This is a genomic window from Mesorhizobium sp. M0862 (assembly GCF_040319795.1).
In the GTDB taxonomy this organism is placed as follows: domain Bacteria; phylum Pseudomonadota; class Alphaproteobacteria; order Rhizobiales; family Rhizobiaceae; genus Mesorhizobium.
The window spans coordinates 1-14,904 of sequence record NZ_JAMYOJ010000025.1 but is presented as its reverse complement, the minus strand read 5'-3'; the positions used below and the strand labels follow the sequence as shown (position 1 = coordinate 14,904).

Here is a 14,904-nt window from a genome sequence, read left to right as displayed (position 1 = left end):
ACCAAGTTGGTATCCCAAAATGGTATCCGCAGCAAGCGGACAGGACAGGACATGCCGCAGGACAGTGCAGCGCAGGCCGCCGAAGCGCCTTCCACCTACAACATTCATTGGCGGCGCAACCTGCTCGTGTGCTTTGCCGGATCGTTCAGCACGCTTGTGGCGATGACGCTGTTGCTGCCGTTCCTGCCGCTCTATGTCGAACAGCTGGGCGCCGTGGGCCACGCGGCGATCGTGCAATGGTCCGGCATCGCCTTCGGCGCCACCTTCCTTGCCGCGGCCCTTGTCGCACCGCTGTGGGGGCGGCTCGGCGACCGCTACGGCCGCAAGGTGATGCTGGTGCGCGCCAGTTTCGGCATGGCGATCTGCATGTCGCTGACCGGCATGGTGCAGACCGTCTGGCAATTGGTGCTTTTGCGCCTGCTGATCGGCTTTGCCGGCGGTTATTCCTCAGGCTCGACGATCCTTGTCGCCATGCAGACGCCGAAGAAGCGCTCCGGCTGGGCGCTCGGCGTGCTGTCGGCCGGCATCACCGCAGGCTCCCTGGTCGGCCCGTTGCTTGGCGGCGCGCTGCCGCCATTGATCGGTATTCGCGCCACCTTCCTCATCGCGGGCGGCGTCATTTTCCTGGCGGCGCTGGCGACGACGTTCCTGATAAAGGAGATGCCTCGCCCGCCAATGCAGGCAAAACGCGAGGAGAAACCAAAGGGAAGTTGGGCGCAGATCCCCGACAAACGCCCTGTCGTGGCCATGCTGGCGACCGGCATGCTGTTCACCTTCGCCAACATGTCGATCGAGCCGATCATCACCGTTTACGTCCAGCAACTGGTCGCGGACGCAAGCCGGGTGACCCTGGTCTCAGGTGTCGTCATGTCGGCGGCGGCGCTGGGCGCCATCCTGTCGGCGTCACGGCTGGGCAAACTCGCCGACCGCATCGGCCACTGGAACGTCATCGTCGCATCGCTGGCCGTCTCGGCGCTGCTGTTGATACCGCAGGCCTTCGTCACCGAGAGCTGGCAGTTGGTCGGGCTGCGGTTCCTTATGGGTCTGGTGCTGGGCGGGCTGTTGCCCTGCATCACCAGCGTCATCCGCCACAATGTTCCCGACGGCGTCGGCGGCAATGTGCTCGGCCTGGCAATCTCGGCGCAATATGTCGGCCAGGTCGCGGGGCCGCTGCTGGGCGGCTTCGTCGGCGGCCATTTCGGCATGCGCGCGGTGTTTCTCGGCACGTCGGTGCTGATGGCGGGCGGTGCCGTGTATAATTGGCTGGCACAGGCGCGCCGCACGCGCGACATGCTGGCGATATCGGAAAAATCCTGACAGACAGGTTGCGCCGCCTATCGTCAATCACGGAGCCCGAGACATGAGCATAGCCGAGTCAGCACCAGCAAACAGCGCGCGCATCCTCGTTTTCGCCGGCGGCCTCGCCGGCGCGGCGGGCGTGGCGCTGTCGGCGGCATCAGCGCATCTCGGCGGCGCCTTCGTCGGCACTGCGGCATCCTTCCTGATCATGCATGCGCCGGTGTTTTTGGCCGTCGGCCTCGCCGGCGCAAGCCGGATCTTGCGGATCGGCAGCCTGGTGCTGCTCGTCGGGCTTGTTCTGTTCTGCGGCGATCTGCTGGCACGGGATTTCGTGGGATCGCGGCTGTTCCCGATGTCGGCGCCGATCGGCGGCACCTTGCTCATCGCGGGCTGGCTGGTGATCGCGGCCTCGGCGCTCGTGCGACAACGGACCTGACGGGGCAAGAACCCTGCCCCATCAAATATCGCAGATTTAATCCTGCCGGCTTTCCGGCAGCAGGTCGCGGTTGCGCTTGGCAGGCTTGGTCGGCCGCCGCCGTTGCGGCTGCTCCGTGGCAGGCGAGATACCCCAGTAATTGCGATAAATGTCTTCGAACAGATGTTTCACGGGATGCATGGTCGTTCCTCTTCAAGAACTTGAATCGATCCAATCAGCTGGCACGAAAATGTCTGGCCGATCAGCTGCGCTTGCGTTTCACAAGGTATTGCAGGTCACGCCTCCACGGCCCGACCTTGTCGCGGCGCCTGCGGGTGGCGGCGTCGGAGACTATGCCCCAATCATTGCCGTAGATGTCTTCGAACAGATAATTCACGGGATGCATGGCACCGTCTTCTTGAATCGATCCAAGTTGTACTTGATGAATCCCTTGGATCGATTCAAATATAGACCCTCTCCGCCGTCCGATCAAGGGAAAATTTGAACCGATCCAACGAAAGTGCTAAACAGGCTCCGGTTCAGGAGACGAAAATGACGGCATTGACCTCCGGCAAGACAAGACCAGTGCGGCTTGCCGACATCGCCAAGGCGGCCGGGGTCTCGCACGGTACCGCGTCCAACGTGTTCGCTCGCCCGAAAATCGTGCGCGAAGAGGTCCGCGAGCGGGTCAAGGCGGCGGCGGAAGCGATGGGCTATGCCGGCCCGGATCCCAAGGGCCGGCTGCTGCGCGCCGGCAAGGTCAACGCCATCGGCGTGGCAACGGCAGAACCATTGTCCTATTTCTTCGACGATCCCTTTGCCCGCGTCATGATGGCCAGCATTTCGCAGGCCTGCGACGCCACCGGCGCCGGAATTTCGCTGGTCTCGGCCGCCAACAGCGAGCAGCTCGCCTGGAACATCCAGAGCGCCCTGGTCGACGGCTTCATCGTGTTCTGCATCGAGGGTGGGTCGCGGCTGGTCGAACTGGCGCGCGAACGCAAACTGCCTTTCGTGGCGCTTGATCTCGATTCGGAAAATGAGGCGGTCGCTGCGATCGGCGTCGACAACGTCGCCGGCGCGGGTCTGGCGGCGCGCCATCTGGCCGAGTTCGGCCATCGCAGCTTTGCCGTACTCGCCCTGGAATCTGCCGACGCTGGCTTTGGTCCCGTCACGCAGGAGCAAGTCGAGACGACATCCCTCTACTCGGGCACACGCGACCGTCTGCGTGGCTATTTCGGCGAGCTCTCCCGCTTCGGCATCGACGTCTCGCAAGTGCCAATCTACGAAACCCTCAATGACGAGGCGAGCGTGCGGGCCGGCCTCGATCATATTTTCGCGCTGCCGCAGACGCCGACGGCAATCCTGGCCATGTCGGACAAGATTGCGCTGCATGCGCTCGACTGGCTGCGCGAGCGTAACATTGCCGTGCCGGGCGATGTGTCCATCGTCGGCTTCGACGGCGTGCCGGAAGGCGCCGACTCCGAGCCGCCACTAACCACCGTCGCCCAGCCGATCGCCGAGATGGGACGCCTGGCCGTCAAGGCGATCCTCGAAAATGACGGCTCGCAGCACCGGCAATTGCTGCCGGTCGATCTCGTGGTGCGGGGGTCGTCCGGCCCCTCGCCTGCTAGCCAGGCGGCTGATGTGGGATCATCGGCTTAGCCTTGGCATCGCGGGCATGCCGAAGGTCTGGTGAACGGCTGGCGCTTCTTTGCGAACCGGCTTTTTGCTCGAGCCGATGCCGGACAGCCACTCAAGATAGAAGGCGAGCACGAATTGCATGGCGATGCCGGCCGAAATCAGCAAGGCGTCATAGGCAAAGCCGCCCGGATTGATCAGCTTCATCACCTGCGCCGCCATGGCGATCAGCGTGCCGGCGAGGAACACCGGCAAGGAGCGCTTGCCGAGCAGCGCTAGCGGATGATCCGGGCTGAGACGGAACAGGTTCGAGAAAGCCGGCAGGGCGACGATCAGATAGCTCACCGCCAATATGTGCAGGAGCCGCGGCAGCGACAGGAACGTCTTGTCGAAGCCGCCGATCACCACGGGCAGGTTAAACCACGTTATCTCGCCCCAGAGCGGGCTGTGCACCCAGACCGCCGCTGCCGCGACATAGGCCGCCGCGGCGCCCACCAGCCAACGATTGACGGGAATTGTGCCGCCGCGCCTGACATGCAGCATGCCGGCAAGGCCGATGTTGAACAGGAATTGCCAGGACAGCGGGTTGAGGAACCAGAAGCCGGGCTCGGGATAGTTCGGCGGCGCGATCTGCCAGAGGCCGGCGGCAAGCCACAGCGCGCCGGAAAAGACCAGCGCCGGGAGCGGCCGGTAGCTGACGAAGAGCAGGAAAAGCGGCGCCATCAACAGCAGCGCCGCATAGACCGGCAAAATGTTGTTGTAGCCAAGCTGGTGGCCGAGCGTGACAATGCCGATCATGACCTCCGGCGTGTTCTTCATCAGCGGCTCGATGTTGATCAGCTTGAGCAGTTCCGGCCGCCGGCCGTACACCGCCGCGGCGCAGAACAACGCCATCACAACCATGGTGGTGACGATGTGGGCACTGTAAAGCACGCCGGCCCGGCGCCACATCTTCAACATCGCCAGCAGCCGGCCGCCCGGCTGGAACTTGTTGCCATAGGCGAGTGCGACCGACATGCCGGAAATCAGCACGAAGGCTTCCGCCGCGTCCGAGAATCCGAAATTCTTGTAGGTCAGCGTTTCGAAGACGGTGCCCGGCACGTGGTCGATATAGATGGTCAGGAGTGCGAGCGCACGGAACACGTCAATGCGCGTGTCGCGATCGGCGATACGCGGGGCGCGATCGGGCGGAACTGGCAGGGTCATCGACAAAAGGCCTCAAAGGAGAGCAAGGGTGCTCGCGTTGTTCATGCCGGGATGCGACCATCGGCGCACACCGCTTCGATTCCTCCCGCAGGGAGCATATCGGCGCAGAAACGGTCTGAAATGAGCCTGTTGCAATCACATTTGGCGGAGCGTGAAAATATTCCGTTTTGAAGCTGGCAAAGGACCAATGTCTCCGTGAAAACAACGAGATATGAGCGTGCATCGATATAGCGACGAGAACGCCTTTCTGCACCAGGATCTGGCCTTTCCCTACCGCCTCCTCAAGCCGGAGAATGCCGGCGGCGAGAGCCTGTTTTTACTGCACGGATCGGGTGTCGACGAAACGACGATGGTCCCGATTGCGAGGCAGATCGCCCCTAACGCCACGCTGGTCGCGGTGCGTGGCCGCATCCGCCAAGAAGACGGCTTCCGCTGGTTCGAGCGGATCACGCCGACCAGTTTCGAACAGGCGAGCATCCGTGCCGAAACATCGTACTTTGCCGCCTTCGCAAGCGAGGCCGCAAAGCGCCACGGGCTCGACCTCGCCCGGGCGACTTTCCTCGGCTATTCCAACGGCGCCAATCTGGTTTCCAGCCTGATGCTGCTCAACTCCGGCCTCGTCCGAAAAGCGGCGTTGCTGAGAGCAATGCCCGTGCTTGACGATGCGCCGGCAACCAATCTGACCGCAACGCGCGTCCTGATTGTCGCCGGTGCCGCCGATGAGACCTACGGGCCGTTTGCGCCGCCACTGGTGACGCTGCTCAACAAACATGGCGCCGAGGTCGATGCGCGCATCGTGCCTTCAGGTCACGAAATCGGCGACCCGGATGCCGCCATCGTCCGGCAGTGGCTTGCGGGACCAGCATTGGCCGCACGCCAGGCAGGCTAGGAGACCTTGGTAGACCGCATCGGCGCCCGGCGGAACAGCTGAGCAGATGCTCGTCGCCTAGCCCTGTCCCATCCGGTTCCAAGCATCGAGCCCGGCGATCTTGTAGGCTTCGGCCAGCGTCGGATAGTTGAAGGTGTTGTTGACGAAGAAATCAACCGTGCCGCCGAGGTTGATCACCGCCTGGCCGATATGGATCAGTTCGGTGGCGCCTTCGCCGACGATGTGGGCGCCGAGCAGGCGGCGCGTTTCGACCGAGAACAGCAGCTTCAGAAAGCCGGAGTTGACGCCCATGATGTGGCCGCGCGAGGTTTCGCGGAACCGCGCCAGACCGACTTCATAAGCAGCGCCGCTCTCGCGCACCTGCTCCTCCGACTGACCAACGGTGGAGATTTCCGGCACGGCGTAGATGCCATAGGGGAAGGTTTCCGGCGGCGGTGGCAGTTGCACGCCGAAGGCGTGGCAGGCGGCCACCCTGCCTTGCTCCATCGATGTCGAGGCAAGGCTGGGGAAACCGATGACGTCGCCGGTGGCATAGATGTTGGGCGCACTGGTCTGGAAGGTCTGCGGATCGACCTTGATGCGGCCCCGGGAATCGGCCTCGATGCCGACCACGTCGAGGCCGAGGCTGCCGAGATTGCCGCTGCGGCCGGCGGCGTAAAGCACGATCTCGGAGCGGATGGTGCGGCCATCGGCGAGCGTCACTTCGGCATAGTCGGGTTTTGAGACGATTTCCTTGACCGTACTGCCGAGGCGAATGGTCATGCCGCGGTCGCGCATCTGGTGGATGAAGTCGTCGACGATCTCGCGGTCGACGAAATCGAGGATGGTGTTGCGCGGCTCCACCAGCGTCACCGGTACGTCGAGCGCCGAAAAGATCGTCGCATATTCAACGCCGATGACGCCGGCGCCGATCACCGTCAGCGTGCGCGGCAGATGGTCGAGTTCCAGCATCTCATCGCTGTCGAAGACGCGGATCTTGTCGAAAGGCACGTCGCGCGGCCGGTGCGGCCTGGTGCCGACCGCGATCAGCGCATTGGTGAAACCAACCTCCGAGTAGTCGCCATTGTCTGCCGTCAGGCTGACCTTGTTTGGGCCGACGAATTTCGCCATGGCGCGGACGCTTTTGACGGCGTTGCGCATAAACTGGTGCTGCAGCACCTCGACCTCGTGGTCGAGCGTCTTGTGCAGCCGCTCGACCAGGTCGGCGATGGAGATGTCCTGCTTGACCCGGTAGCCGCGGCCGTAAAAGCCCCGCTCGCGCCAGCCGGACAGGTTCAGCACCGTCTCGCGCAGCGTCTTCGACGGGATGGTGCCGGTGTGCACCGAGACGCCGCCGAGGCGCCGGCCCCTGTCGACCACCAGCACCGATTTGCCGAGCTTGGCCGATTGCACCGCGGCGCGGCGCCCGGAAGGGCCGCTGCCGATGACCAGCATGTCGTAATCCATGTAACCCCGTCCCCTGGGCGTCTTGTTGCGCCGCAGCAAGCTAACGCCATCCGTCCACCAAATTCAATCGGCTCAACCGCGTCACACTGCCGAGCAGGACCGATGGACGAACCGATCTTGATTCCGCCCGCGGTCTTCACCATTTCAGTGGCGGCGCACCCTAGCGTGGCGCCTGTTGCGAGGACATGACATGAACGCGCGCGTACTTGACGGCGAAATCATCACCAGCAGGCTCGACGACGTCAGGGCCTATGACGGTGTGCGCACGCGGCGCATCCTGGCCTTCATCATCGACTATTGCATCGTGGCGCTGCTCACCATTCCGTTCGCGATCCTGGTGGCCGTGCTTGGCCTTTTGACATTCGGTCTTGGCTGGGCGCTGTATTCCATCCTCGTGCCGGCGGTCGCCATTCTCTACATCTGGAACACGCTGGGCGGTCGCAACCAGGCCACATCAGGCATGAAGATGATGGGCATTCGGCTCGATCGTCTCGACGGCAGCCGTATCGACGGCCTCACCGCCGTTGTCCATTCGGTGCTGTTCTGGGCGAGCACGGTCATCCTGACGCCGCTCGTCCTCCTGGTGACGCTGTTTTCCGATCGCAAGCGCACACTGCACGACCTGCTGCTTGGCACGGTCGTCAGCCGCAGCGACCGTTGAACCGGCGTCCAACCGACGCCAACAGGCATTTGTGCGCAAATGTGAAGGGGTCCGTTCAACCCCGCCTTCACAATCCTGTTGAATTTTTCGCCAGCCAAGCCAAAGGTAGAGCGATTCGCAGGAGTGTTCCCAAGGTTCGATGACGCACCATCCGACCCAGTCGCCGCAGTTCTTCCTGACCGCGCCATCGCCGTGCCCGTATCTCGAGGGCCAGTTCGAACGCAAGGTGTTCACGCATCTGGTCGGCGACAAGGCGCCGGAGATGAACGATCTGTTGACGCAAGGCGGTTTCCGGCGCTCGCAGAACATCGCTTACCGTCCCGCCTGCGAGACCTGCCGCGCCTGCGTCTCGGTGCGTATCCTGGCGCAGGAGTTCACCGCCAGCCGCAACATGAAGCGGGTGATCCAGCGCAATTCCGATCTGATCGGCGCCATGCACGACGCGCAGCCGTCGACCGAGCAGTATTCGCTGTTTCGCGGCTATCTCGACGCTCGCCATCGCCGCGGCGGCATGTCCGACATGACGGTGCTCGACTACGCCATGATGGTCGAGGATACCCATGTCGACACCAAGGTGATCGAATACCGGCGCCGCGGCCCCGACACATTCATCACCGGCAAGGGCCAGGGCGAGCTGATCGCCGTGGCGCTGACCGACAAGATGGCCGATGGCCTGTCGATGGTCTATTCCTACTTCAATCCCGAGTTCGAGGACCGTTCGCTCGGCACCTTCATGATCCTCGACCATATCGCCCGCGCCCGGGCCATGGGCTTGCCCCATGTCTATCTCGGCTACTGGGTCAACGGCTCGCGCAAGATGAACTATAAAATGCGCTTCATGCCGCAGGAGCATCTCGGCCCGAAGGGCTGGGAACGCTACGACCACGAAGCGGTCACGCGCTGATTTTTCTTCTTACCAAATCCTGATCTAAACATTTTCAGCCGAGACGATGCTGGTCTTTCCGCCCGTTGGCGGGGCGATTGCGCCGACCGGCATCTGCTCAAATCATTGCGAAAGCCGTTGCATGTCCTCTCACAATGCCCACACCAAAGGACTTCTGCTCACCGCGCTTGGCGGGCTGGCGCTGACCATCGACATTCCCCTGATCCGGCTCGCCCATGGCGAAGCCTGGACGATCCTTTTGCTGCGCACCGGCTGCACCTTCGTGGCGGGGCTGATCGTATGGGCCATCTGGCGCTCGTTCAGCAAGAATGCTCCGCAGCTGATACCCGGCTGGTCGGGGCTCGTCGTCGCCACCCTCTACGGGCTCGGCGCAATCGCCTTCATCACTGCCGTCTACAACACCTCGACCGCCAATCTGGTTTTCATCCTGGCCTTCTCCACCATGTTCTCGGCGCTGCTGTCGTGGCTGTTCCTGAAGGAGCGACCGCAGCCGCTGACGCTTGCGGCAATGGCGCTGATGATCGTCGGCATCGCGATCATCGTCGGCGATTCCGTCGGCACGGGAAATCTGTTCGGCGATGTGATGGCGCTGTGTTCGGCCTTGGCGATTGCCTGCGCCATCACCGTTTCACGCGCCAGCGGCAGGGATATGGGATTCACCGCGCTGACCGGCGTCCTGCTGCCGTTCGGGCTGGCGGCGCTCATGGTCTCCAGGACCGGTTTCCAGGTGGAAGCGCCATGGTGGATCGTTTTCAACGGCGCCGTCATCATGCCGTTCGCCTTCTTCTGCCTGGCCAACGGGCCGAAATACATTTCAGGCCCGGAAGTGGCGATGTTCTATCTCCTGGAAACGGTTCTGGCGCCGGTCTGGATATGGATGATCTTTGCCGAGGCGCCGTCGCGCAACGGCCTGATCGGCGGCGTGATCCTGATCGTCACGCTGGTCGCGCATTCCCTGTGGCAGCTGCATGAGGGGCGCAAGCGCCGGGCAGCACTTGCTGTCGCTTACCCAGCCTGACTTTTCTTCGCCGGGCCGGCGACAATCTCGATCTGCGGCGGCCCGCCTTCGAGCTCGGCGACGGCATCTGGAACGGTGTCTTCGGCCAGTTCCACCTCGCGCAGCCATTCGCGCCATATCGCCACCAGCAGCGCCATCAGCACGGGGCCGATGAACAGGCCGAGAAAGCCCATCGTCTTGACGCCGCCGATCAGGCCGAAAAAGGTGGGCAGGAAGGGCAATTTGATCGGTCCGCCGACCAGCTTCGGGCGCAAGGTCTTGTCGACGATGAACAGTTCCACCGCGCCCCAGATGAACAGCGCCAGACCCGCCATCGGCGAGCCGCTGGCGGCGAGGTAGATCGATACAAGCGTAAACGACAGCGGCGCGCCACCGGGGATCAGCGCCATCACGCCGGTCAATGCGCCCAGCGTCACCGGCGACGGCACCCCGGCCAGCCAGTAGGCGATCCCGAGCACCAGCCCCTCGCCGATGGCGATCACGGTCATGCCGGTAACGGTCGAGGAAATGGTCGCCGGCACGACGCGCGAAATCCGCTCCCAGCGCGTCGGCAGGATGCGTTCGCCGAGCCGGTCGATCTGGCTGGCAAAGTGTTCGCCGTCGCGGTAGGCGAAGAACAGCGCGATCATCATGAACAGCAGCGTCAGCAACAGGCCGAAGGCGCTGCCGCCGGCAGCCAGCACGCCGCGATAGATGCTGCCGATATTGGCGCCGCTGACCAGCTGGATCAGCTCGCCGATGCCGCCGGGATGGCCGAAATTGTCGATCCACTGTTCGTTCAGCCACTCGCCGACGACAGGCAGCGAGGTGATCCAGTGCGGTGTGACCGCGCCGTGCCTGTTGGTCTCGATCGCCCAGCCCACCCATTCGCGGACCTCGTTGATGGCGTAGGTGCCGGCGAGCGCTATCGGCACCACCAGGAAGGCGAGGATGAACAGGATGGCGAGCGTCGCGGCGACGGTGCGGTTACCGCCGACACCGGCAAGCAGCCGGCGGTAGAGCGGCCAGCTGGCAAAAGCAATGACGAGGGCTGCCAGCACGGGAAACAGGAACCCGTGGAAGAAATAGACGCCGGCGGCGACGATCAGCACCAACAGCCAGCGCGCAGCCGACAGCGGCGGAATGACGGCGGATCGCAACGGTGTCGACAGGCCGAACAGGCGCTGCTGACGTTCCGGCTTCTGGATCTTCGCTTCCTTCAAACGGTCAATTCTCCCCAGCCTACACAGCGTTTATGCACTGTTATAGTGCCGCAATCGTGACGATAGTCCAAATGCCTTGGGATCTCCCCCCTTGAGGGGGAGATGGCCGGCAGGCCAGAGGGGGTCGCCGCGCATGAAGCGCCAGCCTTCTCTGCCAGCGAAAGGGTGTCGTGTCAGGACGTACCGACCCCCTCTGTCGCCTTCGGCGACATCTCCCCCTCGAGGGGGAGATCCCTACCCAAATTTCCCCGTCCGCGGGAATCCCTTCGGCACCATCCGTCCGGCCGACGCTCTCGCGCCGATCCATTCCGCCAGCTCCTCGCGCGACCTGACGAAGGTGCGGTCGGCGGAATCCTGCCAGGACAGGCCGCTCGCCAGCGTGAAGGGTTTCAGGTCGAGCAGACCGCCATCCTTGTATTTCTGCAGGCGAACGCCCTTGCCGCGGCCCATCTCGGGAATTTCGGAGAGCGCAAACACCAGCATCTTGCGGTTCTCGCCGACAATGGCGAGATGATCGCCTGACACGGGGACGCAGGCCTTGGCCTCGTCGGGCGCCTTGACGTTCATCACCTGCTTCCCCTTTCGGGTGTTGGCGACGACCTCCTCCTCCGGCACGACGAAACCATTGGCATCGTAGGAGACGAGCAACAGCTTGCGCTTCGGGTCGTGGACGAAGGCGGTGACGATGTCCTGGTCGTTGTCCATGTCGACGATGATGCGGATCGGTTCGCCATGGCCGCGGCCGCCCGGCAGCCGGTCGGCGCCGATGGTGTAGAATTTTCCGCCGGTGGTGAAGACCAGGATCTTGTCGGTGGTCTGGGCATGGAAGGCGAGCTTGAGGCTGTCGCCTTCCTTGAAGGTGAGCGTGGAATGGTCGGCCAGATGGCCTTTCATCGCCCGCAGCCAGCCCTTTTCCGAGACCACCACGGTGACCGGCTCGCGCTCGATCATGGCGTGCGCAATGTCGGTCAGATCATGCTCCGGCGCGTCGGCGAACTGGGTGTGGCGCTTGCCGAGTTCGGTCTCGGGGCCGAACTTGTCGCGAACCTGCGTGACTTCCCATTTGATCGTCGACCATTGCTTGGCGTCGGATGCGAGCAATGCCTCGATCTGCTTCTTCTCGGTGGTGAGACCGTCGAACTCCTTGCGGATCTCGAACTCTTCCAGCTTGCGCAGGGCCCGCAGCCGCATGTTGAGGATGGCTTCGGCCTGGGTGTCGGTGAGCGACCAACGGGCCATCATCACCTGCTTGGGCTCATCCTCCTCGCGGATGATCCTGATGACCTCGTCGATGTTGAGATAGGCGATCAGGTAGCCGGCAAGGATTTCCAGCCGCTTCTCGATCTCGCCAAGCCGATGCTTCGAGCGGCGGATCAGCACATCGCGCCGATGGTCGAGCCACTCCTTCAGCACGCCCTTCAGCGACAGGACGTTAGGCACCTTGCCCCGCGACAAAACGTTCATGTTGAGGGGAAACCGGCTTTCGAGCTCGGTCAGCTTGAACAGCGATTCCATCAGAATGCCGGGATCGACCGAACGGCTCTTCGGTACGAGCACAATGCGGACGTCCTCGGCGCTTTCATCCCTGACATCCTCAAGCAGCGGCAATTTGCGCGCGATCAAAAGCTCGGCGATCTTCTCGATCAGCCTGGCCTTCTGGATGCCGTAGGGGATTTCAGTGACGACGATGCTCCAGGTGCCCCTGCCCTGATCCTCCTGGCCCCATTTGGCGCGCACGCGAAAACCGCCGCGGCCGGTCTCATAGGCCTCCAGGATGGATGCGCGGCTGTCGACGATGATGCCGCCGGTCGGGAAATCCGGCCCCTGGACGAACTCCATCAGCTTTGTCACCGGCGCGTCCGGCTGCTCGATCAGCTGCAGCGCTGCGTTGCAAAGCTCGGCGGCATTGTGCGGCGGGATGGACGTGGCCATGCCAACCGCAATGCCGGAGGAACCGTTGGCGAGCAGATTCGGGAAGGCGCCGGGAAGCACTACGGGCTCCTCGTCCTCCTCGTTGTAGGTTGGCCGGAAATCGACGGCGTCCTCGGTGATGCCGGCAAGCAAATCGCTCGCCACCTCGGTCATGCGCGCCTCGGTATAGCGCATGGCGGCGGCGTTATCGCCGTCGATATTGCCGAAATTGCCCTGCCCGTCGACGAGGGGATAGCGCATGGAGAAATCCTGCGCCAGGCGCACCAGCGCGTCGTAGATCGACTGGTCGCCATGCGGATGGAACTTGCCCATCACGTCGCCGACGATGCGGGCGCATTTGGCAAAGCCCTGGTCGGGGTTGAGCCTGAGCAGCCGCATCGCATGCATGATGCGGCGATGCACAGGCTTCAGCCCGTCGCGCACGTCAGGCAGCGCCCGGTGCATGATGGTCGACAGCGCATAGGCGAGATAGCGCTCTTCCAGCGCCTTCTTCAGATCGACCGGTTCGATGTGGTCACCGCCGCCATTTTCAGGCGGCAAAATCCTTTTTCCCATGCGGCTGGACTAGCCGAGCGGGTGATTCGCGGCAAGGCGGGGCTGCGGAAATCCGCACTTTGCAGCCTTTGGGCTGACGAGGGCGGCTCAAGGTCCGACAATGGATGTGACGGACTTCATGTCCCCCCTTGCCGTCCCTGTGCAACAGCAGCGGTAGCAGTGCTGTTGCCAACCAACATCAATCTGTTACACGCCCTCTCTAAGGCAGGAGACGGTACGCAGGGGAGCCCGACCTTCATGACATATTCACCGCATCGGGCGAAGGCTCCCGCTCCGATTTGCCTTTCGCCGTGATTTTCGACAACTCTGCGGGAAAGCGCCTTTTTCCCGTCCAGTTCGTCACGGAATGGTGATGGCGTAGAATTGAGAAAACACTTTTTCAGGACTCTCTCAGGGAACTCGCGATGACAATCCAACGTTCGACACTCAAGAAACTTGCTTTTTCGACCTTTTTGCTGACGCTGCCGCTGAATGCCGCCTTTGCGCAAGACACGGCGGTTGCCGACCGACTGAAGGCCGCACTTGCCGTCCAGGGCGTCGATATCACCTGGACCGGCGTTACCGGCGACAATTCCAGCATGGTGCTGCAGGGCGTGTCGGTCAAACCGGCGGCCGAAAAGGAGGCGCTGCCGATCGGCGACGTCAAGCTCGAAGGCGTGACCGAAGCCAATGGCGGCTTCGATGTCGCGACCATCACGACTTCGGCCTTCCAGCACAGCAAGGACGGCGTCACGCTCAACCTCACCCCCTTCGTCATCCACGACGCCAACATCCCGGCTGAGGGCGCTACAGGCCCGCTCGGCTCGATGATGATCTACAAGTCGGCCGAACTCGAAAACCTGACGGTCAAGGTTGCCGACAAGACCGCCTTCTCGGTGGATGGGCTTGCTGTCCAGATCACGCCGCCGGCCGACGGCAAGGCGATGGAGTTTTCCGCCACCACGGAAAAGTTCAACGCCGACCTGACCCTGGTCGACGATGCGAAATCCAAGGAAGCCATCGAGGCCCTCGGCTACCAGAACATCTCGGGCAATATCGAAATCGGCGGCACCTGGCAGCCGAGCGACGGCAAGATGGACCTGTCGAAATACGACATCTCGGTCGAGAATGCCGGCACGCTCGGCATGACCTTCGGCCTCGGCGGCTACACGGTCGACTTCGTCAAGTCGCTGCAGGAGATGCAGAAGAAGATGGCGGCGCAGCCGGAAGGCGCCGACAATTCGGCGCAAGGCATGGCCCTGCTCGGACTATTGCAGCAGCTCTCCTTCAACAGCGCATCGATCCGCTTCGACGACGATTCGCTCACCGGCAAAGTGCTTGAGTATGTCGGCAAGCAGCAGGGCATGTCGGGCAAGGACATCGCCAACCAGGCCAAGGCGATCGTGCCGTTCGGCATGGCGCAGCTCAACAATCCCGAACTGACCGCCGAAGTGACGGCCGCGGTGAGCAAGTATCTCGACGATCCGAAGAGCCTCGAGATTTCGGCCGAGCCGCCCGCAGCGGTGCCGTTCGCGCTGATCATGGCCGGCGCCATGTCCAACCCGGCCGACCTGACCAAGACGCTGGGCGTCCACGTCAAGGCCAACGAAGACTGATCGAAGTTCGCCCCCTTCTCCCCGTCACTATACGGGGAGAAGGTGCCGGTGTCCGAACCGGATAGATAGGTAACAGAATGGACCGATAGCATGGGTGACAGTTTTCTTGTCCGCCGGAGGACCGGCGATGGTTTGGCGAGAGAC

General features: G+C 63.0%; 14 protein-coding genes. 8 read left to right on the top strand and 6 right to left on the bottom strand.

The features are described 5' to 3' along the window. Positions 1–51 precede the first annotated feature (51 nt). A complete protein-coding gene (locus NKI15_RS27320; protein ID WP_352515207.1) occupies positions 52–1,317 on the top strand; it encodes a multidrug efflux MFS transporter in 1,266 nt (421 codons plus the stop codon). 43 nt (positions 1,318–1,360) lie between these two features. Then, complete coding sequence (locus NKI15_RS27315; RefSeq protein WP_023697462.1) at positions 1,361–1,735, top strand: DUF423 domain-containing protein; 375 nt, start codon at positions 1,361–1,363, stop codon at positions 1,733–1,735. Between the two features lie 36 nt (positions 1,736–1,771). Here the strand turns inward: NKI15_RS27315 and NKI15_RS27310 are convergent, their stop codons facing one another. Both NKI15_RS27310 and NKI15_RS27305 read right to left on the bottom strand, forming a co-directional pair. Continuing rightward, the gene (locus tag NKI15_RS27310; protein WP_023697463.1) at positions 1,772–1,915 is read right to left on the bottom strand and encodes a hypothetical protein; all 144 of its coding nucleotides are present in this window, start codon (positions 1,913–1,915) and stop codon (positions 1,772–1,774) included. 61 nt (positions 1,916–1,976) lie between these two features. Continuing rightward, the gene (locus NKI15_RS27305) at positions 1,977–2,120 is read right to left on the bottom strand and encodes a hypothetical protein (protein WP_023673015.1); all 144 of its coding nucleotides are present in this window, start codon (positions 2,118–2,120) and stop codon (positions 1,977–1,979) included. A 146-nt stretch (positions 2,121–2,266) separates the two neighbouring features. Here NKI15_RS27305 and NKI15_RS27300 point away from each other — a divergent pair, with 146 nt between their 5' ends. Next, positions 2,267–3,376 carry a LacI family DNA-binding transcriptional regulator gene (locus NKI15_RS27300; protein WP_352515206.1) on the top strand — a complete coding sequence of 370 codons (1,110 nt, stop codon included), beginning with the start codon at positions 2,267–2,269 and terminating at the stop codon, positions 3,374–3,376. Here NKI15_RS27300 and NKI15_RS27295 read toward each other — a convergent pair. Further along, on the bottom strand, positions 3,365–4,558 hold the full coding sequence (locus NKI15_RS27295; RefSeq protein WP_023826083.1) for an OpgC family protein: 1,194 nt from the start codon (positions 4,556–4,558) through the stop codon (positions 3,365–3,367). The genes NKI15_RS27300 and NKI15_RS27295 overlap by 12 nt on opposite strands. 217 nt (positions 4,559–4,775) lie before the next feature. Here NKI15_RS27295 and NKI15_RS27290 point away from each other — a divergent pair, with 217 nt between their 5' ends. Next, on the top strand, positions 4,776–5,447 hold the full coding sequence (locus tag NKI15_RS27290) for an alpha/beta hydrolase (protein WP_245263482.1): 672 nt from the start codon (positions 4,776–4,778) through the stop codon (positions 5,445–5,447). Between the two features lie 57 nt (positions 5,448–5,504). Here the strand turns inward: NKI15_RS27290 and sthA are convergent, their stop codons facing one another. Next, entirely contained in the window at positions 5,505–6,893 is a 1,389-nt protein-coding gene (gene sthA / locus NKI15_RS27285; protein WP_023682415.1) for a Si-specific NAD(P)(+) transhydrogenase, read from the bottom strand. A gap of 190 nt (positions 6,894–7,083) precedes the next feature. Here sthA and NKI15_RS27280 point away from each other — a divergent pair, with 190 nt between their 5' ends. The 3 genes from NKI15_RS27280 to NKI15_RS27270 all read left to right on the top strand — a co-directional run bounded on the left by NKI15_RS27280 (position 7,084) and on the right by NKI15_RS27270 (position 9,476). Beyond that, the gene (locus tag NKI15_RS27280; RefSeq protein WP_023673020.1) at positions 7,084–7,554 is read left to right on the top strand and encodes an RDD family protein; all 471 of its coding nucleotides are present in this window, start codon (positions 7,084–7,086) and stop codon (positions 7,552–7,554) included. A 139-nt stretch (positions 7,555–7,693) separates the two neighbouring features. Then, positions 7,694–8,458 carry an arginyltransferase gene (locus NKI15_RS27275; RefSeq protein ID WP_023682417.1) on the top strand — a complete coding sequence of 255 codons (765 nt, stop codon included), beginning with the start codon at positions 7,694–7,696 and terminating at the stop codon, positions 8,456–8,458. 121 nt (positions 8,459–8,579) lie between these two features. Next, positions 8,580–9,476 carry a DMT family transporter gene (locus NKI15_RS27270; RefSeq protein WP_023705084.1) on the top strand — a complete coding sequence of 299 codons (897 nt, stop codon included), beginning with the start codon at positions 8,580–8,582 and terminating at the stop codon, positions 9,474–9,476. Here the strand turns inward: NKI15_RS27270 and NKI15_RS27265 are convergent. After that, positions 9,464–10,678 (bottom strand): AI-2E family transporter, encoded by a 1,215-nt coding sequence (locus NKI15_RS27265; protein WP_023693242.1) that lies wholly within the window; start codon positions 10,676–10,678, stop codon positions 9,464–9,466. The two genes, NKI15_RS27270 and NKI15_RS27265, sit on opposite strands and share 13 nt — an antisense overlap. Before the next feature lie 234 nt (positions 10,679–10,912). Further along, positions 10,913–13,165, bottom strand: a complete 2,253-nt coding sequence (parC, locus tag NKI15_RS27260; RefSeq protein WP_023705085.1) for a DNA topoisomerase IV subunit A — start codon at positions 13,163–13,165, stop codon at positions 10,913–10,915. Between the two features lie 404 nt (positions 13,166–13,569). On the opposite strand from parC, the gene NKI15_RS27255 reads away from it, so the two are divergent. Continuing rightward, on the top strand, positions 13,570–14,760 hold the full coding sequence (locus tag NKI15_RS27255; protein ID WP_023705086.1) for an aq_1923 C-terminal domain: 1,191 nt from the start codon (positions 13,570–13,572) through the stop codon (positions 14,758–14,760). The last annotated feature ends 144 nt before the right edge of the window (positions 14,761–14,904 follow it).

Coding starts and splice junctions, on each gene's coding strand:
- NKI15_RS27320 (WP_352515207.1), top strand. CDS start 52: ATGCCGCAGGACAGTGCAGCGCAGGCCGCCGAAGCGCCTTCCACCTAC.
- parC (WP_023705085.1), bottom strand. CDS start 13,165: ATGGGAAAAAGGATTTTGCCGCCTGAAAATGGCGGCGGTGACCACATC.
- NKI15_RS27305 (WP_023673015.1), bottom strand. CDS start 2,120: ATGCATCCCGTGAATTATCTGTTCGAAGACATCTACGGCAATGATTGG.
- NKI15_RS27315 (WP_023697462.1), top strand. CDS start 1,361: ATGAGCATAGCCGAGTCAGCACCAGCAAACAGCGCGCGCATCCTCGTT.
- NKI15_RS27280 (WP_023673020.1), top strand. CDS start 7,084: ATGAACGCGCGCGTACTTGACGGCGAAATCATCACCAGCAGGCTCGAC.
- sthA (WP_023682415.1), bottom strand. CDS start 6,893: ATGGATTACGACATGCTGGTCATCGGCAGCGGCCCTTCCGGGCGCCGC.
- NKI15_RS27255 (WP_023705086.1), top strand. CDS start 13,570: ATGACAATCCAACGTTCGACACTCAAGAAACTTGCTTTTTCGACCTTT.
- NKI15_RS27295 (WP_023826083.1), bottom strand. CDS start 4,558: ATGACCCTGCCAGTTCCGCCCGATCGCGCCCCGCGTATCGCCGATCGC.
- NKI15_RS27270 (WP_023705084.1), top strand. CDS start 8,580: ATGTCCTCTCACAATGCCCACACCAAAGGACTTCTGCTCACCGCGCTT.
- NKI15_RS27310 (WP_023697463.1), bottom strand. CDS start 1,915: ATGCATCCCGTGAAACATCTGTTCGAAGACATTTATCGCAATTACTGG.
- NKI15_RS27300 (WP_352515206.1), top strand. CDS start 2,267: ATGACGGCATTGACCTCCGGCAAGACAAGACCAGTGCGGCTTGCCGAC.
- NKI15_RS27275 (WP_023682417.1), top strand. CDS start 7,694: ATGACGCACCATCCGACCCAGTCGCCGCAGTTCTTCCTGACCGCGCCA.